This is a genomic window from Jiella pacifica, from assembly GCF_010500815.1.
Lineage (GTDB): Bacteria > Pseudomonadota > Alphaproteobacteria > Rhizobiales > Rhizobiaceae > Jiella > Jiella pacifica.
Genome location: NZ_JAAAMG010000019.1, coordinates 69,671 through 91,707, shown reverse-complemented (window position 1 = coordinate 91,707; position 22,037 = coordinate 69,671). Strand labels below are relative to the sequence as shown.

The 22,037-nt window shown below is 65.8% G+C and carries 23 protein-coding genes; 13 read left to right on the top strand and 10 right to left on the bottom strand.

What is annotated here, in order from left to right:
* Positions 1–249: 249 nt before the first annotated feature.
* Complete coding sequence (locus tag GTK09_RS20005; protein ID WP_163465199.1) at positions 250–1,911, bottom strand: electron transfer flavoprotein-ubiquinone oxidoreductase; 1,662 nt, start codon at positions 1,909–1,911, stop codon at positions 250–252.
* 224 nt (positions 1,912–2,135) lie between these two features.
* Here GTK09_RS20005 and GTK09_RS20000 point away from each other — a divergent pair, with 224 nt between their 5' ends.
* The 3 genes from GTK09_RS20000 (at position 2,136) to GTK09_RS19990 (ending at position 4,948) form a co-directional block, all read left to right on the top strand.
* Positions 2,136–2,465: a DMT family transporter gene (locus GTK09_RS20000; protein WP_163465198.1), complete on the top strand. Its 330-nt coding sequence runs from the start codon at positions 2,136–2,138 to the stop codon at positions 2,463–2,465.
* A 40-nt stretch (positions 2,466–2,505) separates the two neighbouring features.
* Positions 2,506–3,444: a uracil-DNA glycosylase gene (locus GTK09_RS19995; protein WP_163465197.1), complete on the top strand. Its 939-nt coding sequence runs from the start codon at positions 2,506–2,508 to the stop codon at positions 3,442–3,444.
* A 196-nt stretch (positions 3,445–3,640) separates the two neighbouring features.
* Positions 3,641–4,948 carry an MFS transporter gene (locus GTK09_RS19990; protein ID WP_163465196.1) on the top strand — a complete coding sequence of 436 codons (1,308 nt, stop codon included), beginning with the start codon at positions 3,641–3,643 and terminating at the stop codon, positions 4,946–4,948.
* A 30-nt stretch (positions 4,949–4,978) separates the two neighbouring features.
* Here the strand turns inward: GTK09_RS19990 and GTK09_RS19985 are convergent, their stop codons facing one another.
* Complete coding sequence (locus GTK09_RS19985; RefSeq protein WP_163465195.1) at positions 4,979–5,872, bottom strand: LysR family transcriptional regulator; 894 nt, start codon at positions 5,870–5,872, stop codon at positions 4,979–4,981.
* Positions 5,873–5,971: 99 nt separating this feature from the next.
* Here GTK09_RS19985 and GTK09_RS19980 point away from each other — a divergent pair, with 99 nt between their 5' ends.
* The 6 genes from GTK09_RS19980 to GTK09_RS19955 all read left to right on the top strand — a co-directional run bounded on the left by GTK09_RS19980 (position 5,972) and on the right by GTK09_RS19955 (position 10,411).
* Entirely contained in the window at positions 5,972–6,712 is a 741-nt protein-coding gene (locus GTK09_RS19980) for an SDR family oxidoreductase (RefSeq protein ID WP_163465194.1), read from the top strand.
* Between the two features lie 71 nt (positions 6,713–6,783).
* Positions 6,784–6,996, top strand: a complete 213-nt coding sequence (locus GTK09_RS19975) for a tautomerase family protein (RefSeq protein ID WP_163465193.1) — start codon at positions 6,784–6,786, stop codon at positions 6,994–6,996.
* A 381-nt stretch (positions 6,997–7,377) separates the two neighbouring features.
* Complete coding sequence (gene thpR / locus GTK09_RS19970; protein ID WP_163465192.1) at positions 7,378–7,974, top strand: RNA 2',3'-cyclic phosphodiesterase; 597 nt, start codon at positions 7,378–7,380, stop codon at positions 7,972–7,974.
* Between the two features lie 166 nt (positions 7,975–8,140).
* The gene (locus GTK09_RS19965; RefSeq protein WP_163465191.1) at positions 8,141–8,530 is read left to right on the top strand and encodes a YkvA family protein; all 390 of its coding nucleotides are present in this window, start codon (positions 8,141–8,143) and stop codon (positions 8,528–8,530) included.
* Positions 8,531–8,927: 397 nt separating this feature from the next.
* Positions 8,928–9,434: an invasion associated locus B family protein gene (locus GTK09_RS19960; RefSeq protein ID WP_163465190.1), complete on the top strand. Its 507-nt coding sequence runs from the start codon at positions 8,928–8,930 to the stop codon at positions 9,432–9,434.
* A gap of 188 nt (positions 9,435–9,622) precedes the next feature.
* Positions 9,623–10,411, top strand: coding sequence for a sulfate transporter family protein (locus GTK09_RS19955; protein ID WP_163465189.1), 789 nt, complete (start codon positions 9,623–9,625; stop codon positions 10,409–10,411).
* On the opposite strand, the gene nth is transcribed toward GTK09_RS19955, so the two are convergent.
* On the bottom strand, positions 10,350–11,141 hold the full coding sequence (gene nth / locus GTK09_RS19950) for an endonuclease III (RefSeq protein ID WP_163465221.1): 792 nt from the start codon (positions 11,139–11,141) through the stop codon (positions 10,350–10,352). The two genes, GTK09_RS19955 and nth, sit on opposite strands and share 62 nt — an antisense overlap.
* A 25-nt stretch (positions 11,142–11,166) precedes the next feature.
* Here nth and GTK09_RS19945 point away from each other — a divergent pair, with 25 nt between their 5' ends.
* Together GTK09_RS19945 and GTK09_RS19940 are read left to right on the top strand one after the other, a co-directional pair.
* Positions 11,167–11,709 carry a DUF2244 domain-containing protein gene (locus GTK09_RS19945; protein ID WP_163465188.1) on the top strand — a complete coding sequence of 181 codons (543 nt, stop codon included), beginning with the start codon at positions 11,167–11,169 and terminating at the stop codon, positions 11,707–11,709.
* Positions 11,710–11,986: 277 nt separating this feature from the next.
* Positions 11,987–12,850, top strand: a complete 864-nt coding sequence (locus GTK09_RS19940) for a bifunctional helix-turn-helix domain-containing protein/methylated-DNA--[protein]-cysteine S-methyltransferase (protein WP_246218021.1) — start codon at positions 11,987–11,989, stop codon at positions 12,848–12,850.
* Positions 12,851–12,871: 21 nt separating this feature from the next.
* Here the strand turns inward: GTK09_RS19940 and GTK09_RS19935 are convergent, their stop codons facing one another.
* Positions 12,872–13,321 carry a MerR family transcriptional regulator gene (locus GTK09_RS19935; protein WP_163465186.1) on the bottom strand — a complete coding sequence of 150 codons (450 nt, stop codon included), beginning with the start codon at positions 13,319–13,321 and terminating at the stop codon, positions 12,872–12,874.
* Between the two features lie 68 nt (positions 13,322–13,389).
* On the opposite strand from GTK09_RS19935, the gene GTK09_RS19930 reads away from it, so the two are divergent.
* Positions 13,390–14,085 carry a cation efflux transmembrane domain-containing protein gene (locus GTK09_RS19930; protein ID WP_163465185.1) on the top strand — a complete coding sequence of 232 codons (696 nt, stop codon included), beginning with the start codon at positions 13,390–13,392 and terminating at the stop codon, positions 14,083–14,085.
* A gap of 58 nt (positions 14,086–14,143) precedes the next feature.
* On the opposite strand, the gene GTK09_RS19925 is transcribed toward GTK09_RS19930, so the two are convergent.
* The 4 genes from GTK09_RS19925 to GTK09_RS19910 form a co-directional block, all read right to left on the bottom strand.
* On the bottom strand, positions 14,144–14,776 hold the full coding sequence (locus tag GTK09_RS19925; protein ID WP_163465184.1) for a DedA family protein: 633 nt from the start codon (positions 14,774–14,776) through the stop codon (positions 14,144–14,146).
* Positions 14,777–14,886: 110 nt separating this feature from the next.
* Positions 14,887–16,113, bottom strand: a complete 1,227-nt coding sequence (locus GTK09_RS19920; RefSeq protein WP_163465183.1) for a class I SAM-dependent RNA methyltransferase — start codon at positions 16,111–16,113, stop codon at positions 14,887–14,889.
* Positions 16,104–16,871 (bottom strand): TlyA family RNA methyltransferase, encoded by a 768-nt coding sequence (locus GTK09_RS19915; protein ID WP_163465220.1) that lies wholly within the window; start codon positions 16,869–16,871, stop codon positions 16,104–16,106. Before GTK09_RS19915 ends, GTK09_RS19920 begins: the two co-directional genes overlap by 10 nt.
* A gap of 218 nt (positions 16,872–17,089) precedes the next feature.
* A complete protein-coding gene (locus GTK09_RS19910) occupies positions 17,090–17,284 on the bottom strand; it encodes a DUF2735 domain-containing protein (RefSeq protein WP_163465182.1) in 195 nt (64 codons plus the stop codon).
* Positions 17,285–17,744: 460 nt separating this feature from the next.
* Here GTK09_RS19910 and GTK09_RS19905 point away from each other — a divergent pair, with 460 nt between their 5' ends.
* On the top strand, positions 17,745–18,785 hold the full coding sequence (locus GTK09_RS19905) for a glutamine synthetase beta-grasp domain-containing protein (protein ID WP_163465181.1): 1,041 nt from the start codon (positions 17,745–17,747) through the stop codon (positions 18,783–18,785).
* A 224-nt stretch (positions 18,786–19,009) separates the two neighbouring features.
* Here GTK09_RS19905 and GTK09_RS19900 read toward each other — a convergent pair whose 3' ends face one another.
* Together GTK09_RS19900 and cobT are read right to left on the bottom strand one after the other, a co-directional pair.
* Positions 19,010–20,026 (bottom strand): esterase-like activity of phytase family protein, encoded by a 1,017-nt coding sequence (locus GTK09_RS19900; protein WP_246218018.1) that lies wholly within the window; start codon positions 20,024–20,026, stop codon positions 19,010–19,012.
* A gap of 95 nt (positions 20,027–20,121) precedes the next feature.
* Positions 20,122–22,035, bottom strand: coding sequence for a cobaltochelatase subunit CobT (gene cobT, locus GTK09_RS19895; RefSeq protein ID WP_163465180.1), 1,914 nt, complete (start codon positions 22,033–22,035; stop codon positions 20,122–20,124).
* Positions 22,036–22,037: the final 2 nt, after the last annotated feature.

The window sequence follows — 22,037 nt, the reverse complement described above, 5'->3', positions numbered from 1 at the left end:
CTAAAGCGCGTGAAGAGTGTCTCAACACCCCACGCGCCGTTTCCTTAGGAAAGCGCTTTCTAGCGGCCTTCGCCACGATTCACAAGCCCCCCGCCATGCGAAAAGTCGTGAACATATGGTAAATGCGAAGACCGTCCACAGGCGCGGCTTTCGGCGCTGAACTCTGGTCCGGCCGGTGTGGAGCGATATGGGACGGGGCGCTTTGCTCCGCAAGGCCAGGACCGAGCCCGCCCCACCCCGTCCACCGACTCACATCACCTCGTAGACCGGACCTTCGCCGCCCTGGGGCGGGACCCAGTTGATGTTCTGGTTGGGATCCTTGATGTCGCAGGTCTTGCAGTGGACGCAGTTCTGGGCGTTGATCACGAACTTGTCCTCGCCGTTCTCTTTCACCCACTCGTAGACTCCGGCCGGGCAGTAGCGCTGCGACGGCCCGGCATAGACGCCGAGTTCGGACGACTTCTGCAACGCCGGATCCTTCACCTGGAGGTGCACCAACTGGTCCTCCTCGTGATTGGTGTTCGACAGATAGACCGAGGAAACCTTGTCGAAGGTCAGTTCGCCATCCGGCTTGGGATAGGCGATGGCCTGGTGCTTCTCCGCCGGCTCGAGGCAGGCGTAGTCCGGCTTGCCGTGCTTCTTGGTGCCGAAGAAGGAGAAACCGAACAGCGAGTTGGTCCACATGTCGAGGCCGCCCAGCATGATGCCGATGCGCGTGCCGTATTGCGACCAGAGCGGCTTGACGTTCCGGACCGGCTTCAGGTCCGCGCCGATCGGCGAGGAGCGCCACGCTTCGTCATAATCGCTGAGCTGGTCACGCGAGCGGCCCGCCTTCAGCGCCTCGGCGGCCTTTTCGGCGGCCAGCATGCCCGAGGTCATGGCGTTGTGGACACCCTTGATGCGCGGCACGTTGACGAAGCCGGCCGAACAGCCGATCAGCGCCCCGCCCGGAAACACCAGCTTCGGCACCGACTGCCAGCCGCCCTCGGTGATGGCCCTGGCGCCATAGGCGATGCGCTTGCCGCCCTTCAGAAGCTCGGCGACGTCCGGGTGGGTCTTGAAGCGCTGGAACTCCTCGAAGGGCGAGAGATAGGGGTTCTGGTAGTTCAGGTGAACGACGAAGCCGACATAGACCTGATTGTCGCCGAGATGGTAGAGAAACGAGCCGCCGCCGGTCTTGTCGTCCAGCGGCCAGCCGAAGGAATGCTCGATCCGGCCGGGCTTCGACTTCGCCGGATCGATCTCCCAGAGCTCCTTGATGCCGAGGCCGAACTTCGCCGGCTCGCGGCCCTGGTCGAGGCCGTAGGCGTTGATCACCTGCTTGGCGAGCGAGCCGCGCACGCCCTCCCCCAGGAAGACGTATTTGCCGAGAAGCGCCATGCCGCGCTGATACATCGGGCCGGGCTCGCCGGTCCGCGTCACGCCCATATCGCCGGTGGCGACGCCGACGACGGTGTTGTTCTCGTCGAACAGCAGCTCGGAGGCGGCAAAGCCCGGATAGATCTCCACGCCGAGGGCTTCGGCCTTCTCGGCCATCCACTTGCAGACGAGGCCGAGCGAGACGACGAAGTTGCCGTGGTTCGACATCAGTTTCGGCAGCGCGAAGTTCGGCAGGCGGACCGAGCCGTGCGGCCCGTAGAGGAAGAACCGGTCCTCGGTGACGGCGGTCTTGATCGGAGTCTCTTCCTGTCGCCATTCCGGCAGCAGCCGGTCGAGGGCGGAGGGATCGAGGACGTTGCCGGACAGGACATGCGCGCCGACCTCGGCGCCCTTCTCCAGCACCACGACGGAGATCTCGGGGTCGATCTGCTTCAGCCGGATCGCTGCCGCAAGGCCGGCCGGCCCGGCGCCGACGATGACGACGTCGAATTCCATCGATTCGCGTTCCGGCAACTCCGCAGCTTCACTCATGTCGTCTCCCTTGAACTCTCTCATCGCCCCGTCCGGCCACGAGCCTTCGGCGGAGTGCGCCTGCGGCCTTCTTAGCCGCCAGATTTGGGATTGTTCTAGTCCTTTCGTTCGAAAGGTCGAAGCGCAAGGGGCGATTGCCGGCCGTGGCGCCCGCGATCGGATTGACGCGCCCGCCTCGCCCGGTGGTACAGACGGCGACGTCTTTCGGTGGCGGAGCAGGTGTCATGAATGCGGTCTATCTCGGCGTTGCCATCGTCTGCGAGATCATCGGAACGAGTGCTCTGAAGTCGTCCATGGGGTTCACCCGGCTGTGGCCGTCGCTGCTGACGGTCTTTTTCTACGCCTTCGCCTTCTACTTCCTGTCGCTGCCGTTGCGCACCATGCCGGTCGGCATCGTCTATGCCATCTGGTCCGGCTGCGGCATCGCGCTCCTGGCGATGATCGACCTCTTCTGGTTCCGCGTCCAAATCGACTACGCCGGCTTCCTCGGTCTCGGCCTGATCGTCGCGGGCGTCCTCGTCATCAACCTGTTCTCCTCGACGCTCGGGCATTGAGGCGGCTGCATTCTCCGTGGCCATCGGCTAAGAACCTTTCATGTCCGACGCCCCTTCCCAACGTGACGCCGCGATCGCTCTCCTTGCCTTCTATCGCGAGGCGGGGATCGAGACGCTGTTTCTCGACGCGCCGCGAGACCGGTTCGCCGAGACGGCCGCCGAGATCGAGCGGCGCCAGGCGAAGAGACAAGCCGAGCCGGCGTCACCTCCGCTCGAGCGAAAAGCCGCCGGTCCGGCGCAGAGATCGGAAGATCGCGGTTCTCCTTCCCGGCCCAACTTCGGCGAACCGGCGGGCAACGGCACGACGGATTCGGCCTTCCCCTCGACCAGGGTGGCCATTCCCGACGAAATCGCCATTGCCGATGCCAGGGAGCGGGCGCGCGCCGCGGCGACGCTCGCCGAGTTGAAGGAACTGCTCGACGGTTTCGAGGGCTGCAACCTGAAGATCACCGCCAAGCACACCGTCTTCGGCGACGGGCCTCAGACGGCCGATCTGATGCTGATCGGTGAAGCGCCGGGCCGCGACGAGGACATGGCCGGCGTTCCCTTCGTCGGTCGCTCGGGTCAGCTACTCGACCGCATGCTCGAGGCGATCGGCCTCGAACGCGAGAAGGTCCGCGTCACCAACACGGTGCCTTGGCGACCGCCGGGCAACCGCGCGCCGACGCCGGCCGAAACGCAGATCTGCCTGCCCTTCATCCAGCGGCAGATCGAACTCGTCGCGCCGAAGATCCTCGTCTGCCTCGGCTCGCCCTCGGCCAAGGCGATTCTCGGCTCGGCCGAGGGGATCTTGCGGATGCGCGGCAAGTGGCAGAGCTACAGCTTCGACCTTTCACCCGGCTCGACGATCCCGGCGATCGCCATGCTGCATCCGGCCTATCTCCTGCGCCAGCCCGCCCAGAAGCGCCTCGCCTGGCGTGATCTTCTGGCGCTGAAGGCGAAGCTGGAGGAGACGAGCGGCAAGAACACCGGACACTGATCCGCATCCCCCGTTTGCCATCGGCCGCGCTCGCGGCGACCGCCTCGGCAGCGGTTTGTGCTTGGCCGAGGCCCGTGCCCGAAAGCTGCAACATTGCTCGTTTAGAAGCCTCGCCAAATCACCGGTGAGGCCGTAAGGCACACCGAAGACGCAACGGCAGCCGCCGATCCGGTTTCATTTCCAGCGCGAGCCCGACATGCACCTTCTGCCGATCGCAGCGCTCCTCACCTCGACCTTCTTCCTGATGGCGGGTGCTGGGCTCATGGGCATCCTTCTGCCCGTCCGCGGCTCGATCGAGGGCTGGACGAGCTACGAGATCGGCGCCTTCGGAACGAGTTACGCTCTCGCCTTCACCTTCGGCTGTGTGGTGATCCCCTGGATCGTCCGCAGCGCCGGCCACGTGCGCACCTTTTCCAGCCTCGCCGCGCTTCTTGCGATCTCGATCCTCCTGTGTGGCCTCGCCGTCGATCCGATCGCCTGGGTGGTCTTTCGCGCCCTGTCGGGCTTCGCCCTCGCCGGCAGCTACATGGTCATCGAAAGCTGGCTGAACGAGCGCGTCACCAACGAGACCCGCGGCACCATCTTCTCGGTCTACATGATCGTCACCATGGCGGCGATGATGGGCGGGCAGTACGTCATGCCGCTGAGCCGGCCGGAACTCGCCGTGCCCTTCATGCTCTGCGCCATCCTCTTCGCCCTGTCGGTCATCCCGACGGCGCTGTCGCGCGCCCAGTCGCCGTCGCCGATCGCCACCGTGAAGATCGACGTCCTGATGCTGTTCCGCAATTCGCCCGTCGCGGCCATCGGCATCCTGCTGGCCGGAATCCTGTCGGCCGGCTGGGGCAACATGGCGCCGGTCTTCGGTCAGCAGATCGGCCTGTCGACCACCGACATCGCGACACTCACCGTCTCTGCGATGTTCGGCGGCGCGATCTTCCAGATCCCGCTCGGGCGGATCTCCGACAAGACCGACCGGCGCTACGTGATGTCAGCGGCCGGCATCATCGGCGTCGGCGCGGCCGTCGCCGGCGTCTATCTCGACCAGGCCGGGCCGCTCACGCTCTTCGGCGTCGCCTTCGTCCTCGGTGGCATCATCTATCCCGCCTATTCCCTCGCCGTCGCCCATGCCAACGACTATGCCGCCGATGCGGACTTCGTGAAGGTCTCGAGCGGCCTCCTGATCCTCTACGGCGTCGGCACGATGATCGGACCGATCTACACCGCGGTGCTGATGGAGACGGTCGGCCCCGCCGGCCTGTTCCAGGCCATGGGGTCGGCGATGGCGATCTATGCCGCTTACGCCTTCTACCGGACCTTTCGCCGCGTCGCGATCCCAGCCGACGAGCGGCCGGACTTCCAGACGATCCCCTTCGCCCGCGTCCAGACGCCGGCGAGCTTCTCGCTCGACCCGCGCGCCGAGGCGAGCCTCGAGGCGCTGGAGAGCGAGCACGATCTGGAAGACACCGGGCGGTCGCGGCCGAAGAGCGACAAGGCGGCGGCGTGAGGCTTGGCCACCGGAACGAAGGCCGCCGGTTCAGATCCTCCCGCCCGGAAACAGCGTCGCCACCCAGTCGATGAACACCCGGACCCGGCGCGAAAGCTGGCGGTTCTGCGGGTACAGCACCCAGAGCGGCGTCGGCATCGGCCGGTGCTCGGGCAGGACCTCGACCAGCGTCCCGGATGCAAGATCTTCCGTGAAGCGATAGCGCGGCGCCTGAACGAGGCCGAAGCCGCGGCGGGCGAGCTCGGCCATCACCTCCGAACCGTTGACGGTGATCCGCCCGGGCAGGGTGACGAAGCGCGGCTCGTCGTCGACGGTGAATTCGAGCGGCAGCACTGCGCCCGTGCGTGACGACAGAAACCGAACCGCCTCGTGCCCTTCCAGTTCCTCGACCCGGCGGGGCGCGCCTTTTGCCGCGAGATAGCCGGAGCTCGCGACGGTGATCTCCTCGATCCAGGCGACGCGCCGTGCCACCATGCTGCTCTCGCCGAGGTCGCCGGCCCGCAAGACGCAGTCGATTCCCTCGCGCACCAGGTCGACCATCCTGTCGCCCTCGCCGATGACCAGTTCGATATCCGGATAGAGGGTCAGGAAGTCGTCGAGCTTCGGCAGGAGAAACGACATCGCGATGCGCGGATGGACGTCGATCCGCAAGAGGCCCTTCGGCTTGACGGCGGCGAACAACGTATCCGCCTCCTCGATCTCCGCGAGAATCTGAAGGCATCTTCGATAGTAGGCATCCCCATCGGCGGTCGGCGCAACATGCCGGGTGGTGCGCGTCAGCAGTTGGACGCCCAGTCGCTTCTCCAGCCGCTTGATCGCATCGGTCGCCGTCGAGCGGGAGTGGCCGAGGTCCCCGGCCGCCGTCGTGAAGCTGCGGGTTTCCACCAACCGGGCGAAGAGCCGCATGGCGTCAATCTGATCCATTGTACCGTTCCGCCGAATAGTCTTTCCGATTTTGCGGCGATTATAGCGGATGATCGATGGTCTATCTCGCTGTCATCCAACGACAGAAGGAGAAGGACGATGTCCGGAATTTCCCCAAAGGTTGCGATCGTCACCGGCGCCTCGCGCGGCATCGGCGCGGCGATCGCCAGGCGGCTGGCAAGCGACGGACTTGCGGTGGTGGTCAACTATGCGCAGAGCCGGGACGCGGCCGACATCCTCGTCCGCGAGATCGAAGGGAGCGGCGGGACAGCGCTCGCCGTTCAGGCTGACATCGGCGCCTCCGACGGCATGAAAACACTGTTCGACACTGCTGAAGAAACGTTCGGTGGCGTCGACGTCCTCGTCAACAATGCCGGTATCATGGCGCTTTCGCCGATCGCCGAGGCCGGCGAAGCAGATTTTGCCAGGCAGGTCGACGTCAATCTCGGCGGTGTCTTCCGGGGCATGCGGGAGGCGGCGAACCGGCTGCGGGACGGCGGCCGCATCGTCAGCTTCTCGACCAGCGTCGTCGCCATGAACCTGCCCACCTACGGCATCTACGCGGCGACCAAGGCCGGCGTCGAGACGCTGACCCGCATCCTCGCCAAGGAACTCGGGCCCCGCGCGATCACCGTCAACGCCGTGGCGCCCGGCCCGGTCGAGACCGAACTCTTCCTCGGCGGCAAGAGCGACAGCCAAGTGGCCGCGACCATCGCCATGAATCCGCTCAAGCGGCTGGGGCAGCCGGAAGACATCGCCGGCGTCGTCGCCTTCCTCGCCGGCCCGGACGCCGGCTGGGTCAACGGCCAGACGATCCGGGCCAATGGCGGCGTCGCCTGAACGGCGCCTGTCGCGGCTAAGCCCCCGTCGATCGATCATCTTTTCAACGAAGCCAAAAGCAGGAGACTTCCATGCCATTCGCCAATTTCAAGACGCCCGCGGGCGCACTGACCAAGACGCAGAAAGCGGAGATCGTTCATCGCACGACAGAGATGTTCGCCGAATATTTCGGCGAGGGTGTCCGCCCCTACACCATGGTGCTGATCGAGGAAGTCAAGGATGGCGGCTACGGCCGGGCCGACGAAGTCTATGAGATTCCGGCGGACTATCGCGCCAAAGGGTGACGAGGACGCCGGGCACCCGGCCAAGGACAATGCGGCGGGCGGGCCGGTTAATGCCCGTCCGCTTCTCGTACTGCAGCGCCGCCGTCTCTCCACCGACACGGGGCCCCTCGCAGACCGGTCTCAGTATCGGTCTCGTCCGATATCTGTGCAAACAGCGAGTCAGCTATAGAGAAAAACGCCGCAGCCGCCGGCCATCTTCTTGAAACATCGGTTGGGTGATGAAAGTCTCGTGGGCGGAATGGTCGGAAGAATGACTCGCTCGCGTAAATTCCCGGGCATTTCATGACAAACGCCCCGGGGCGGGTCGAACGGCTCGCGAACGGGTGACGCGATAAGGCGTTTTGCGCGTCCGGGGCCAGCACGACGCACGGAGATGTTCCGATGCCGCGACTGTTTACCGCCCTCGAAATCCCCCAGGATGTCGCCGTTTCACTGTCGCTTCTGCGGGGTGGCCTTCCCTCCGCCCGCTGGATCGACCCGGAGAACTATCACCTGACCCTGCGATTCATCGGCGACGTCGAGCCACGGCTCGCCGACGAGGTCGTCGCCGCCCTCGACAGGATCGAACGCCGCAGCTTCCGCCTGACGCTCTCGGGCCTCGGCGCCTTCGGCAACAAGAAGCCGCACTCGGTCCATGCCGAGGTCGCCGCCTCGCCGGACCTCAATGCCCTCCAGGCCGAGATCGAAAGGGCCTGCAAGCGGCTCGGGCTCCCGGCCGACCAGCGCAAATTCGTCCCGCACGTCACCCTGGCGCGGCTGAAGAACGCCAAGCCGTCCGACGTCGCGCACTACCTCGCGCTTCGCGGCGGTTTCCGCAGCCGCGATTTCAGGATCGAGCGGTTCGGCCTGTTCTCCTCGCGCGATTCGGTCGGCGGCGGCCCTTATGTCCTTGAAGAGGCCTTCGGCCTTCGCCGCCACGAGGACTTCGTGCCGGCGACACCGCTGGCCTATGCGCCCTTGGTGACGGATTTCGGCTGAGGCGCCGAGGGCAGCACAGCCGCGGCAGCGAGGAGCGTCGCACCTTCCGATCGGTGCTAAGATCCTCGGCTGAAACGAAAAACCCGGCGGGGACTCGGCCGCCGGGGCTTGAGCGTCGCCCTCCTCTTCGCCATCTCTGTCAGAAGACCAGGATGGGAGACGCAGGATGACGATCGACGGGCCGAGGATCGACCAACGGAAGATCGAGGAGATCCTCAGGATCGGATCCGAGAGGGATTTCGACAAGCGGGAGAAGCGCGTCCGCTCGTCCTTCTTCGACACGGTCCGCCGGGCGCTCAAGCACGTCCCCTTCATGGAAGACGTCGTCGCCTCCTACTACTGCGCGATCGATGCCGACACGCCGGCCTCGACCCGCGGCATCCTGATCGCCGCCCTCGCCTATTTCGTGCTGCCCGTCGACATCATCCCGGACATGCTGCTCGGCATCGGTTTCACCGACGACATCGCCGTGCTCTTGACCGCATTCAACGCCGTGCGGGGCAACATTCGCCCGGAACATTACCGCCGGGCCCGCGAGACGCTCGACGAACTTTGATCCGTCTTCGCGCTTCGCGGGACACGCGCACTTCGCCCGTATATCGCGTCCCGATCGTCGCAGGCTCGCCCAAACCTTCGCGGCGTCAAACTCTCGCCTGATTCCTTTCCTTCTTCGCAGAGGCGGCCCCGACCCTCGTGGCCGCCATATCTTTCGCACGACGCCGCCTTGGCGGGGCCGGTTGTGAAGCTTGGCTGCTCCGCGGCCGGCAAGGCTCGACCGCCGGTCCAGGGACGTCACAGGCTCCGAAATCGCCTCGCGGTCTTTTGCCGTTCGTTAACCAACGCTAAACCGCACTCGTCTAGTTTTGCGAAAAGTCATCGTTTTCCGACGGTCGCCGAGCCTCGGCGAGGTCCAGGCAATCGCCCGAAAGACGCACACCGGAGAGCAGGAAACCATGAATTTCAAGACCATCCTGACCACCGCGGCGGCAATCCTGATCTGGTCGAATCTGGCCATCGCCGCCCCGACGCCGACACGGATGAACACCTTCAACGACTGGGGGACCTATTCCTATTCCGGCTCCGGCGGGAAGGTCTGTTACATCCTGTCGACGCCGAAGAAGCTGCTTCCAGCCAATGTCGACCACGGCGACATCTTCTTCCTCGTCTCGCAGAAGCCCGGCGAGGGCGTCTCCTACGAGCCGCAGGCGGTGATGGGCTATGACCTGAAGGATGGCTCGAAGGTCATCGTCGACATCGACGGACGAAAGTTCTCGATGTTCACCAAGGGGAATTCCGCCTGGATGGAAAATGCCGCCGAGGAGCCGCAACTCGTCACGGCGATGCGCGCCGGACGCTCGCTCAGCATCTCGGCGACGTCGCAGCGCGGCACCAGCACCAACTACACCTACTCCCTGTCCGGCGTGACCGCGGCGCTGAATTCGATCCAGAACTGCCGATAGCCGCCGTCTTCGCATCGCGGGCGCCAAAGCGCTCCCGCGCGACGATGCCTGCCTGAGTACATTTCCGACGCCGGCCCTGCCCTTGTGCGGGGCCGCGCCGTTTCTGGCCGGCGAGACGCTTCTTGCGGCGACGCGTTGCGGGCGGGCCCGCCGCCGCCTATCTCATCCCTGCCAGATGAGAGAATGCCATGATCTTCACCAGCGCCCGCCTTGCCTTGTCCGATCTTCCGTCGCCGCCGTTCCGCGCAGCCTTGTGGAAGTCGCTGGGGCTGACGGCCCTGGTTCTGATCCTCCTTTGGATCGGGGTCGAGACGGTGTTCGAGTGGCTGGCGGTGCCGTTCCTGTCCAACCTCTTTCCCGACGCGCCGCACTGGGTCGACCAGGCCGGGACCATGGCGGGCTGGGGCGCTGGCCTGGCGCTTGCCATCGGCCTGTTGTTCCTGATCGGGCCGATCAGCGCGATCATCGCCAGCCTGTTCCTCGACGACGTCGCCGAGGTGGTCGAGCGTGACGGTTATCCCGCCTCGCCGGCCGGCCGGCCGGTAGCGTTCTGGCGCGGTGCCGTCCTGTCGGTGAAGTTCTTCGGAATCGTCATCGTCGGCAACGTCATCGCCTTGTTCCTGTTGCTCGTGCCGGGGATCAACATCGTCGCCTTCTTCCTGGTGAACGGCTATCTCGTCGGCCGGGAATATTTCGAGTTCGCGGCGATGCGCTATCGCGGGGAAGCGGACGCCAAGGCGATGCGCAGCGAGCATTCGACGACGGTGTTTCTCGCCGGCCTCGTCGTCGCGTTGTTCATGGCCATTCCGATCGTCAACCTCCTGACGCCGCTCTTCGCCGCAAGCCTGATGGTGCATCTCCACCAGCGGATCTCGGCCAAAAACGGCGGCCTCGCCGCGTTCGCCGGGGGCGACGTCAGCCTGGAGGCGGACCGGGCGGCAGGGGCTCGAGTTCGGCCGGAACGTCGGTCGTCTTGACCTCGGCCTTGCAGAGATGGGCGAGCACGCAGATCCCGCATTCGGGCTTGCGGGCCTTGCAGACGTAGCGCCCATGCAGGATCAGCCAGTGATGGGCGTGGCGCCGATAGGGCGGCGGGATGACCCGGAGGAGGTTTTCCTCGACCTCGTCGGGCGTCTTGCCCGGCGCCAGATGCAGCCGGTTGCCGATCCGGAAAATGTGGGTGTCGACGGCCAGTGTCTCCTCCCCGAACGCGACGTTGAGGACGACGTTGGCGGTCTTGCGCCCGACGCCCGGCAACGCTTCCAGCGCCGCCCGGTCGTTCGGCACGGCGCCGCCATGGCGGTCGAGAAGCGCCTGGGAAAGCGCCGCGACGTTCTTTGCCTTGTTGCGGAAGAGGCCGATCGTCTTGATGTGCTCGCGGATCGCGTCTTCGCCCAGCGCGGCCATGGCTTGCGGCGTATCGGCGGCGGCAAACAGCGCCCGCGTCGCCTTGTTGACGCCGGCATCGGTCGCCTGCGCCGAAAGCACCACGGCGACCAGCAACGTGAACGAGTTGGTGTGTTCGAGCTCCGACTGCGGCTCCGGCCGCTGGACGGCAAGGCGTCGGAAGATTTCGCCGATCTCGTCCGCCGAATAGGGGATCTTCGGCGGCCGCGCAGCCACCAGGCGGCCTTTCCGGCTTTTCGCTGCGGCCTTTGCGCTCTGGCGCTTGACCCCGGGGGCCGGCTTGTCGATCTTTTCACTCATCATCGCCCTATAGCGAGCCCGGCCGATGGATGACAACGACGATCGAGACGACATTCCGGCCGCGGACGCGGAACGTCGCGATGAGGCGGGGCGCTCCTCCTCAGACCGGCCGATCTTCCAGGCCCTGCTGACGCCCTACCGTTCCCTCGGCCGCCGCGGCTTCACGGTGATGATGAGCTTCTTCTGCCTCGTCAGCCTCGTCACCGGCGTGTTGTTTCTCGTGAACGGCGCCTGGCCGGTGGTCGGTTTCTTCGGCCTCGACGTCCTGATCGTCTGGTGGGCGTTTTCGGCGAGCTACCGCTCGGCCAAGGCCCACGAGGAAGTGATGGTCACCCGCACCGACTGCGCCATCCGCAAGACCTCGCCCAAGGGGATCGTGCGCGAGGCGCATCACAATCCGTTCTTCGCCAGGTTTTCGGTCGCTCGCCACGAGGAGATCGGCATCACCCGCATGAGCGTCGATTCGAAAAACGTCTCGACCGAGATCGGCAGCTTCCTCAATCCCGACGACAAGCACAGTTTCGCCGAGGCTTTCCAGGACGCGTTGGCGCGAGCGAAGCGAGGATAGGTGGGATCAGCGCTGCAACTTTCTTGTTGCATGACGAGCCGTGAGGTCGTCAGCTTCGTGCGACGCCGTTTGCGAGGGCCCTGATGACGCTTCCGGAAATTGCGGCGATGGATATCGTCGAAGTCCGAACCGCCTGTCCATCTGCTTTTCCTGAAGGGCAGTTTCCGGAAATCGGGTGGCGGCGGATGTTTTCGCATGCACTGATGATCTCGAAGGAGATCCCGCCATGCTGTCATTCGCTCATGCCCATCTCGATGCCGTTCCCCTGCCCCAGATCATGCCGTCCGGACGTGCTGCCTTGACCGACTACGAGACCGTCCGCCGGATGATCGAGTTCATCTCGACCGAATACCGCAGCCAGCCGAGCCTTGCCGAGGTCGCCGAGGCTGTCGGCCGGTCGGAGGAGACGCTGACCACGCTGCTCAAGCGATGGGCCGGGCTCACGCCTAAGGCGTTCCTGCAGGCCGTCACCCTCGACCATGCCCGCCGCCTCCTCGACGACGGCGCTTCGCTGCTCGATGCCGCCTACGAGGTGGGCTTCTCAGGCCCCTCGCGTTTGCACGACCTGTTCGTCAAGCACGAGGCGGTCTCGCCCGGCGACTATAAGGCGCGTGGGCAAGGCATCGATCTCTTCTACGGCTTCCACCCCTCGCCCTTCGGGCTTGCGATCGTCGTCGCCACCGACCGCGGCCTTGCCGGCATCGGCTTTGCGGATCCGACCGACGGCGGCGAGGCCCGGGCGCTGGACGATATGCGACGTCGCTGGCCGCGGGCTCACTTTGCCGGCGATGCGGGGCGCACGGCGCCCTATGCCAAGCGCATATTCGAGCCGTCGCACTGGCAAAAGGATCGCCCGCTCAAGGTCGTCCTGATCGGCACCGATTTCGAGATTCGCGTCTGGCAGAACCTCCTCGAGATTCCCTTCGGCAAGGCCACCACCTATTCGACCATTGCCGACAAGATCGGCGCGCCGAAAGCCGCCCGCGCGGTCGGAGCGGCGGTCGGGCGAAACCCGGTTTCCTTCGTCGTCCCCTGCCACCGGGTGCTCGGCAAGAGCGGCGCGCTTACCGGCTATCACTGGGGGATCACCCGCAAGCGGGCGATGCTCGGCTGGGAGAGCGGCGTCCTGGCGCGCGACTGACCGCGGCGGTGCCGAGCGTCATTAACGCAATGCTGGCGCCGCCTCCCGCGCGTCTCCGTGCTCGCTGATGCAATGCTGATGGTCGCCGAGCGTCTCGATCACGCGGCAGTCGCCGACGCGGCCATGGGAGCATTCTGCAATCATCCGGCCGAGCTCGTCGCGCAGCCTGCCGAGACTTGCGATCCTGCGCTCGACGTCCCGCAGATGCCGAACGGCGATCGCGTCGACCTCTGAGCAGGAGCGGTCCGGCTCGGCCGTGAGAGCGAGCAGCTCCCGTATCGCGTCCGGCTCAAAGCCGAGTTCGCGCGCATGGCGGATGAAGGTCAGGCGTTCCGCATCGGCCCGGCCATATCGGCGTTGGCCGCCTTCGCTGCGCGGCGCCGGTGGCATCAGCCCTGCCGCTTCGTAGTAGCGGATCGTCGGCACCTTCACCCCGGTGCGGCGTGACAGCTCTCCAATCGAAAATTCCATTTTTCCTCTTGACCCTCTAGTCGCTAGAGATCGTAGATAGGTCGTCGGTAAAACGAAAGGAGTTCCAGATGGCCGACGATTGCTGCCACGCCACGCCGCGGCAAGATGACCTGAAGCGGGAGGAGAGCTGCGGCTGCCACGACGGCGTTCCCGTCTTCGACGGCGTCGACCCGCGCTACAAGACGATCCTCTGGACGGTGATCGCACTCAACGGCGTCATGTTCCTGATCGAGATGGTCGCCGGTGAACTGGCCGGTTCTCAGGCGCTCAAGGCCGATGCCCTCGACTTTCTCGGCGACACCGTCACCTACGGCCTCAGCCTCGCCGTGATTGGCGCATCGCTAAAGACCCGCGCCTCGGCGGCGCTGTTCAAAGGCATCTCACTCTCACTGATGGCGATCTGGGTATTCGGCTCGACGCTCTACCACACCCTGGTCCTCGGCCTGCCGAGCGCGGGGCTGATGGGCGCGATCGGCTTCCTCGCGCTTGCGGCAAATCTCGCCAGCGTCCTCCTCCTCGTGCGCTACAAGGACGGCGACGCGAACGTGCGGTCGGTGTGGCTCTGCTCGCGCAACGACGCGATCGGCAACGTTGCGGTGATGGGCGCCGGACTTCTGGTCTTCGCGACGGCAACCCCCTGGCCGGACCTCGCAGTGGCGGCAATCATGGCCGGCATCTTCCTCACCTCCTCCGTCCAGATCCTCCGTCAGGCGTGGCGCGAATACGAAGGCGGCGGCCCCCGAGATGCAGCCGCGGCAAGGTAGGAAGACAGGAAACGCGAAGGGGTCGGCAAGGCTCGGCCCCCCGGTGGTTCCCGAATGATCAGCGCTTCTGGCTCGCCCCGGCCTCGGACGCTTCGTCCTTGTCGGGCTCCTCGTCGGCCTTGAACAGGAACTTGTAGGTTCCGATGCAGCCGACGAGGCAGATCGCGACGGCGGCAATATAAAGCGGCCAAGTGGAGTGGCCGGCGAAATAGGTCTGGAAGGCCGTGCCGAAAAGGAAGGCAAGGCCGCCATAGGCCAGCGACCAAGCCGCCGCACTGATCGAATTGTAGAGGAGGAAGACCGGCCAGTTCATGTGCATGGTGCCGGCGACGAACCCGTTGAGTTGCCTCAGGATGATGATGAAACGGGCGACGAGGACGACGACGAAGCCGTAGTTCTCAAACCGCTCCTCGACCATCTTGAAGCGCTTCTCCCCGAGGCCGAAGCGCTCGCCCCAGCGCACCACGATGGCGCGTCCGTAACGCCGGCCAACGAGATAGCCGATGTTGTCGCCGATGATCGAGCCGAAGAACGCCGCGCCAAGGACCAGCAGGATGTGCAGCGAGCCTTCGCCGGCAAGGAGCCCGCCGGCGACGACCAGGCTCTCGCCCGGAAGCGGCAGTCCCGTCGATTCCAGCAGGACCACGACGAAGAGCAGGCCGCACCCGTATTGCGCGAGATATTCGGTCAAGATCCGTCAGCCCCGTCGCTTGAATTGGAAAGGCAGGAATGGCGTTCAGAGGTCTTCGCTCGCACGGCCGCCAAGAAACGGCAAGCGACCTTGCGCCATCGCACGTCCGCTCATCCGCGCTCCAGAAGCGCCACCGCCTCGACGTGATGGGACCACAGGAACTGGTCCAGCGGCGCCACCGACACCAGCCGATAGCCGCCGTCGAGCAGGATCTTCAGGTCTCGCGCAAGGGTGACCGGGTTGCACGACACGGCTGCGACACGCTTGACGGCCGAGGCCGCGAGCTCGCGGGAGACGCCTTCCGCACCGGCTCGCGGCGGATCGAAAAGGACGCCGTCGAAGCCCTTCATTTCCTTCGCCGGGATCGGCCGCCGGAACAGGTCGCGGCGCTCTATCGACAGCGGCTTCAGGCCGGGGGCCGCCCGATGCGCCCGGTCCTGGGCCGCAAGAGCCGCGGCGTCGCTCTCGACCGCGTGGACGGCGACATGCCGGGCGAGCCGCAGCGAAAACGTGCCGCAGCCGGAAAACAGGTCGGCGACGCGCTTGGCACCGGAAAGATGGGCGAGCACGAGATCGGCCATGGCGTTTTCCGTGCTCTCGACCGCCTGCAGAAAAGCGCCGGGCGGAAGTTCGACGGCGATCCCCGAGAAGTCGATCGACGGCGGCCGCGTCTTGACGAGGATTTCGCTGCCGAGGCTCAACCGGGCGATGCCCGCTTCGAGCGCCATCGCCACCGCCGGCTGGCGCAGCTTCTCAGACAGCGGCGCGGTATCGCTCAGGGCGACGTCGAGGCCGGCGGTCGTCACCGTCACGGCGAGCTTCAGCGGCCGCTTGCGATCGATCAGAAGCGAGGAAAGCCGCCGGAGAAAGGGCAGAGCCTTCTCGATCGCCGGATGGGCGATCGGGCAGGTCTCGATCCCGACGACGCGGTTGGTCCGCGCGGCGTTGTAGCCGAGGACGACACGGTTTCCGGCCTTTGCCGCGGTCAATGTCACCCGCCGTCGCGAGCGCGGGCGGCAGGTGACCAGCGGCCCGACTTCCGCCTCGATGCCCTCGCGCTGCAGGGCGTGGATCACGAGCCCGCGCTTGAAGTCGCGATAGACCTCGTCGCTCGCATGCTGGAGATCGCAGCCGCCGCAATCGCCGAAATGCGGACAGGCCGGATCGCGGCGCTCCGGCGAGGCTTCCAGAAGCGTGAAGTCGTTCCCGGCGGGGGTGCCCTCAGCCCCGGTCTCGACCACCTCCCCCGGCAGCGTGAAGGGCAGGTAGAGCGGTCCGCCTTCGCCCAGCGCGATGCCGTCGCCCTTGGCGCCGAGGCTTTCGATGGTCACCCGCAAGAGCTGGTCTTTCGTCCGTGAAGAAGGAATTCGCGGTTGCCGTCGCCGCCGGGAATGGGGGAGTCGATCAGTTCGAGGGCCTGCCACCCGGGCTGCGCACCCAGCCAGTCTCGCAGGCGCTCGGCCACAGCCACCGCCGTTCCAGGATCGCGCAACATCCCGCCCTTGCCGATCGCTTCCCGCCCAGCCTCGAATTGCGGCTTGACCAGAAGGACCGCGTCGGCTCCCGGCTCGGCGAGTTCCAGCGCCGGCGGCAGCACGAGGATCAGGGAGATGAAACTGACGTCGGCGACAAGGAGATCGAATGTGCGGCCGTCGATGTCGTCCCGCGTCAGTTCCCGGGCATTCAGGCCTTCGATGGAGCTGACGCGAGGATCGGCGGCGATCGCGGGGTGCATCTGACCGTGGCCGACGTCGACTGCGACGACATGCGCTACCCCGCGCTCGAGCAGCAACTGGGTGAAGCCCCCGGTCGAAGCTCCGATGTCGAGCACAGCCCGGCCATCTGCTTCGACACCGAATTCGTCGAGACCCGCCTTCAACTTCAGCGCCGCCCGCGACACGTAGGCCTGCGCCGGGTCGTCCACCGAGATCTCGGCATCAACCGCGACCGCGAAGCTCGCCTTGGTCTCGATCCGTCCGGCGATGCGGACGTGTCCGCGCTGGATTGCATCCCGTGCCCGGGATCGCGTCTTCACGAGCCCACGTTCGACGAGACAGGCGTCGAGACGCAGGCGATTGGGTTGAATGTCAGCCATCAGCGGGTGATGCGACGGGTTCATGCCCTTGGCAAGGCCAAATCGGAGCTTCACCTCGCCTTCTCGGCTGGATCGGCTCGCTTGCCTCCCTCGGAGCCGCCGTCGCTCATATGTCTGAGCGACATTGGAAAAGGGACTTGCCCGTCAGCGGCAAGAGCGCAGCGTCCCGCAACGTACGTTCCCGCCACCGGCGCCGAGGCGTGCTCGAAACCGTTTGCTCAATGGCCGAGGCGATTGCGTTCGGCTTCCTCGCGGATCGCATCCTCGTGGTAGGACGCGCCGCCCATGGCGACTTCGACGAAATCGGGCAGCCGTTCCTTGGAGAAGCGGCGGGACATTTCGACGGCGTTGCGACGAGCCTCGATCGGAAACTGCAGGATTTCCGCGCTCTGGCGATTTTCTCTCGGCTGCATGGTTCGGTTCCTCTCCCTAGTTTTGGTTTTCACCAACATATCATCCCCGAGATAGGTATGCATATCGCTTATGCAATATGCCGAATTTATAGGCAGAGAAGTGCCGTTATGCCGATCATCAGCGGAGTTGCTTGCCGATCCGCTCGAGCGCTCAGGAAAACGGAAATGCCCGTCCGTCTGCGTTATGGCCTCCGGGACAACGGAGGTGAAGGCCGAAGGGTTGCCCGCTTCTCGTCTCAGGAACGGTTCTGCCGGCTGCCAATCCCTCGCGCGACGTCCGTCTTCCCAGGGCGAATGAAACGCGCCGAGTCGTGAAAACGGTTGGCCGCCTATGCAACGGCATGACTGGCACGAAAAATGCTTTGCCTTGATCGGCTCCGAACGGCGCGCTCTTTTCGAGCCCCCGGACCGATCGATGTGTTTCGACGCGCCCGCCGCGTCCACCCATGGAAGATGACTGATGACGAAATTTAAGCTCGAGTATATCTGGCTGGATGGCTACACGCCGGTTCCGAACCTGCGCGGCAAGACGCAGATCAAGGAGTTCGCCGAGTTCCCGACCCTCGAGCAGCTGCCGCTCTGGGGCTTCGACGGCTCGTCGACGATGCAGGCGGAGGGCCACAGTTCCGATTGCGTCCTGAAGCCGGTCGCGCTCTTCCCCGATCCTGCCCGCACCAACGGCGCCCTCGTCATGTGCGAAGTGATGATGCCGGACGGCGTCACCCCGCATGCCACCAACAGCCGCGCGACGGTTCTCGACGACGACGACGCCTGGTTCGGCTTCGAGCAGGAATACTTCTTCTACAAGGACGGCCGGCCGCTCGGCTTCCCGACCCAGGGCTATCCGGAGCCGCAGGGCAAGTACTACACCGGCGTCGGCTACAGCGCCGTCGGCGACGTCGCCCGCGAGATCGTCGAGGAGCATCTCGACCAGTGCCTGGCGGCCGGCATCAACCACGAAGGCATCAACGCCGAGGTCGCCAAGGGCCAGTGGGAATTCCAGATCTTCGGCAAAGGCTCCAAGAAGGCCGCCGACCAGATGTGGATCGCGCGCTACCTGCTGCAGCGCCTGACCGAGGGCTACGGCATCGACATCGAGTATCACTGCAAGCCGCTCGGCGACACCGACTGGAACGGCTCGGGCATGCACTGCAACTTCTCGACCAAGTACATGCGCGAGATCGGCGGCAAGGACTATTTCGAGGCGCTGATGGCGCAGTTCGAGAAGAACCTGCACGATCACATCGCCGTCTACGGCCCGGACAACCACATGCGTCTGACCGGCAAGCACGAGACGGCACCGTGGAACAAGTTCTCCTACGGCATCGCCGATCGCGGCGCCTCGGTCCGCGTGCCGCATTCCTTCGTCAACAGCGGCTACAAGGGCTACCTCGAGGATCGCCGCCCGAACTCCCAGGGCGACCCCTATGCCATCGCCTCGCAGGTGCTGAAGACGATCTCGGAAGTCCCGACCGGCGAAAAGGCCCAGGTCGCGGCCTGATCGATCGTCGAAGGGCGGGCTCAGCCGCCGCTTCGATCACCGAATGAACGACGGCGCGGTTCCGTAAGGAGCCGCGCCGTCGTCGTTTGGAAGCGCCGTGGCAACCTTTCGGCAGCTTCAACGGTTCGGAACGGATCCTGACTCAAGGCCGGGATGACGAAGCTTCGCGCTTTCGCGTCGTCGGCGATGGTTCGCCAACGGAACAGGCCGTCGGAACTCTGGGCCTACTGACTGCTCGTAAAGCCGCTCGGCTGATCGCTCTCGCCGCTCCAGATGAATTCCAAATAGATATTGCGCTGGAAGATCGATCGGTTGTCGTCGGAGACGAGCGTCAGCCGCGTGCGGCCGGCGTCGTCCTGCCAGACGTCGAGCCCCTCCATGTTGTCGATTTCGTTTGAGAGATCCGCTTCGAAGATCACCGGTCCGTCGACCAGTGCGCCCGGACGGATCGACGCGCCGGGAATCTGGCGGATGCGGATGCCGAGGCCGCTGAAGATGCCCTGGAACCGGCGTTCCAGCAGCAGGAGATCGCCATTCGCCAGGAAGTCGCCGTCCGAGACCTCCCAAGCTTCGTCCCGCCGCACCTTGAAGACGCTGCCATGCCCTCCGTCCCGGCCGACGATCCCGGCGAAAAGATTGCCGGCCTCGTCGATCGAGTGCTCGGCGACGGTCACCATCCGGCCGCCGAGCGAAGACCCCTTCGGCGCGATCGCCAGCGTCTCCAGCCCCTTGTTGACGCGAAGCTCGCCGACCGGGAACGGCAGCGGCAGATTGCGCGCACTCCCCGTTCCGAGATCGTCGAGATCGTAGGTCCAGATCCGGTGGCGCTGCTCGAAGCCGACGACGGCGGTACGGCTGTCCAGGTCAATCACCAGGGATTCCGCGTCGCCGAGCGCCTTGCCGGCGATCTGGCGGCCCGCGAGATCTGTCAGATGGGTCGCCGCGACGTCGGCAAGACCGGTCGGCCGGCCGTCGTCGTCCCGAGCGATCGCGCCCGTGATCCAGCAGCCATTGTCGGTGACCGCAACGAACCGCTCGCCACCCGGCATCAGACGGATCGCCGAGATGCCGTGCAGCCGGCCGTCGGAGGAGGAGAACTGCAGGCCCCCGAGAAACGTCAGCGCCCCGAAGCGGGCCGAGTCGGAGTTCTTGTCGAAGCGCCGGATCTCGCTCGATCGGACGGTGATCGGCTCGCCGGCCCCCGCCACGATCGGCGCGGCGAATGCCGAGGGGCCAGGCAAGGTGCAACCGATGACGAGCCCGCACGCGAGCCAGCCCCGACGAAATCCCCCCGGCAGGCACCTGCCAGTCCTGACGGCCGCAGATACCGAAAAGCTCACCTCTGGGCGCCTGCCCGGCGATAGGTGCTGCCCGCCGCGCGTCGGCGGCCCTCCTCCTCGAAGAGGTCGGCGAGCTGCTCGGTCATCGCGCCGGCCAGTTCCTCAGCATCGACGATGGTGACGGCGCGGCGATAGTAGCGCGTCACGTCGTGGCCGATGCCGATGGCCAGAAGCTCGACCGGCGAGCGCATCTCGATCTCCTCGATGATCGCCCGCAGATGCCGCTCGAGATAGTTGCCGGGGTTCACCGACAGCGTCGAATCGTCGACCGGCGCACCGTCCGAGATCATCATCAGGATGCGCCGCTGCTCGGGTCGCGCCAGAAGCCGGTTGTGCGCCCAGATCAGCGCCTCGCCGTCGATGTTCTCCTTCAGCAGCCCCTCGCGCATCATCAGGCCGAGATTGCGCCGTGCCCGCCGCCAGGGCGCGTCCGCCGACTTGTAGACGATGTGGCGCAGATCGTTCAGCCGGCCCGGCTTCGTGGGCTTGCCGGCCTTCAGCCAGGCCTCGCGCGACTGGCCGCCCTTCCAGGCCCGCGTCGTGAAGCCCAGGACCTCGACCTTGACGCCGCAGCGTTCCAGCGTCCGCGCCAGAATGTCGGCGCAGGTGGCCGCGACGGTGATCGGCCGGCCGCGCATCGAGCCGGAATTGTCGATGAGGAGCGTGACGATGGTATCGCGGAAGTCGGTATCGCGCTCCATCTTGTAGGAGAGCGGCTGCATCGGATCGATAACCATGCGGACGAGACGCGCCGAATCGAGATAGCCCTCTTCGAGATCGAAGTCCCAGGAGCGGTTCTGCTGCGCCATCAGGCGCCGCTGCAGGCGGTTGGCGAGCCGGCCGACGACGCCCTGCAGCGTCGACAGCTGCTTGTCGAGAAAGGCCCGCAGCCGGTCGAGTTCGGCCTCGTCGCAGAGATCCTCGGCGCCGACGATCTCGTCGAACTGCGGGGTGAAGACCTTGTAGTCGAACTGCGGGGAATCGCGGTCGAGCGGCTGGTTCGGGCGGCGCGATTCACCCGGCGTCTCGGTGTCCTGGCTGTCGTCGTCGACCGGATCCTCGGCGGTGACCTCGGAGGATTCGGCCTCGGCCGTCTCCTCGTTCTCGCCTTCGGTCTCCGATTCCTCGGCTTCCGCCTCCTCGCTGCCGGCGTCCTTTTCCGAGCCGCTCTCGTCGTTGTCGCGGCTCTGGTTGTCGCCCTCTTCGTCCTCCTGGTCCTCGTCCTCTTCCGAGTTGCTCTCGTCGGAGAGCTGCTCGGCCATTTCCAGCGACACCAGCATGTCGCGCATGGCGCGGGCGAAGGCCTGCTGGTCTTCGAGGACATCCGGCAGCTTCTCGAAATTCCTGCCGGCCTTGTCCTCGATGAAGTCGCGCCAGACGTCGACGAGCGCCCGCGCGCTGTCCGGGACCGCGCGGCCGGTCAGCTTCTCGCGCACCATCAGCGCGACCGCGTCCTCGATCGGCGCCTCTGCCCGGTCGGTCACGTCGGAGAGGTTCGAGCGAAAGTACTTGTCTTCCAGCATCGAGGCGAGATTGTCGCCGACGCCGGCCATGGCGTTGGCGCCGATCGCCTCGCAGCGGGCCTGCTCGACGGCGTCGTAGACGGCCCGGGCGCTCTTGCCGTCGGGCGAGAGACTGGCATGCAGGCGGCTGTCGTGCCGCGCCTTGCGCAGCGCCATGGCATCGGCGAGGCCGCGGGTGACGGAAACGTCATTCTGCGTCGCCCGCTTCGGCAGCTCCGGCAGCCGCGCCCGGTTGCCGGCAAGGCCGGGCCGGTCGGTGGCGTAGGTGACTTCCATTTCCGGATCGCCGGAAATCGCCCGCAACGCGCCTGCGACCGCGCGCCGGAAGGGCTCGCGGTCCTGGGACTTGCCTTGGGGAGGACGCTTGTTGTCGCCGATCGATGCCATGG

Bases quoted from the DNA above. Each gene is read 5' to 3' on its own strand.
- GTK09_RS19945 (WP_163465188.1), top strand. From the start codon at position 11,167: ATGGATGACAACGACGATCGAGACGACATTCCGGCCGCGGACGCGGAA.
- thpR (WP_163465192.1), top strand. From the start codon at position 7,378: ATGCCGCGACTGTTTACCGCCCTCGAAATCCCCCAGGATGTCGCCGTT.
- GTK09_RS19975 (WP_163465193.1), top strand. From the start codon at position 6,784: ATGCCATTCGCCAATTTCAAGACGCCCGCGGGCGCACTGACCAAGACG.
- GTK09_RS20005 (WP_163465199.1), bottom strand. From the start codon at position 1,911: ATGAGTGAAGCTGCGGAGTTGCCGGAACGCGAATCGATGGAATTCGAC.
- GTK09_RS19980 (WP_163465194.1), top strand. From the start codon at position 5,972: ATGTCCGGAATTTCCCCAAAGGTTGCGATCGTCACCGGCGCCTCGCGC.
- GTK09_RS19930 (WP_163465185.1), top strand. From the start codon at position 13,390: ATGGCCGACGATTGCTGCCACGCCACGCCGCGGCAAGATGACCTGAAG.
- GTK09_RS19915 (WP_163465220.1), bottom strand. From the start codon at position 16,871: ATGGCTGACATTCAACCCAATCGCCTGCGTCTCGACGCCTGTCTCGTC.
- GTK09_RS19935 (WP_163465186.1), bottom strand. From the start codon at position 13,321: ATGGAATTTTCGATTGGAGAGCTGTCACGCCGCACCGGGGTGAAGGTG.
- GTK09_RS19910 (WP_163465182.1), bottom strand. From the start codon at position 17,284: ATGCAGCCGAGAGAAAATCGCCAGAGCGCGGAAATCCTGCAGTTTCCG.
- nth (WP_163465221.1), bottom strand. From the start codon at position 11,141: ATGAGTGAAAAGATCGACAAGCCGGCCCCCGGGGTCAAGCGCCAGAGC.
- cobT (WP_163465180.1), bottom strand. From the start codon at position 22,035: ATGGCATCGATCGGCGACAACAAGCGTCCTCCCCAAGGCAAGTCCCAG.
- GTK09_RS19965 (WP_163465191.1), top strand. From the start codon at position 8,141: ATGACGATCGACGGGCCGAGGATCGACCAACGGAAGATCGAGGAGATC.
- GTK09_RS19955 (WP_163465189.1), top strand. From the start codon at position 9,623: ATGATCTTCACCAGCGCCCGCCTTGCCTTGTCCGATCTTCCGTCGCCG.
- GTK09_RS20000 (WP_163465198.1), top strand. From the start codon at position 2,136: ATGAATGCGGTCTATCTCGGCGTTGCCATCGTCTGCGAGATCATCGGA.
- GTK09_RS19985 (WP_163465195.1), bottom strand. From the start codon at position 5,872: ATGGATCAGATTGACGCCATGCGGCTCTTCGCCCGGTTGGTGGAAACC.
- GTK09_RS19940 (WP_246218021.1), top strand. From the start codon at position 11,987: ATGCCGTCCGGACGTGCTGCCTTGACCGACTACGAGACCGTCCGCCGG.
- GTK09_RS19990 (WP_163465196.1), top strand. From the start codon at position 3,641: ATGCACCTTCTGCCGATCGCAGCGCTCCTCACCTCGACCTTCTTCCTG.
- GTK09_RS19960 (WP_163465190.1), top strand. From the start codon at position 8,928: ATGAATTTCAAGACCATCCTGACCACCGCGGCGGCAATCCTGATCTGG.
- GTK09_RS19905 (WP_163465181.1), top strand. From the start codon at position 17,745: ATGACGAAATTTAAGCTCGAGTATATCTGGCTGGATGGCTACACGCCG.
- GTK09_RS19995 (WP_163465197.1), top strand. From the start codon at position 2,506: ATGTCCGACGCCCCTTCCCAACGTGACGCCGCGATCGCTCTCCTTGCC.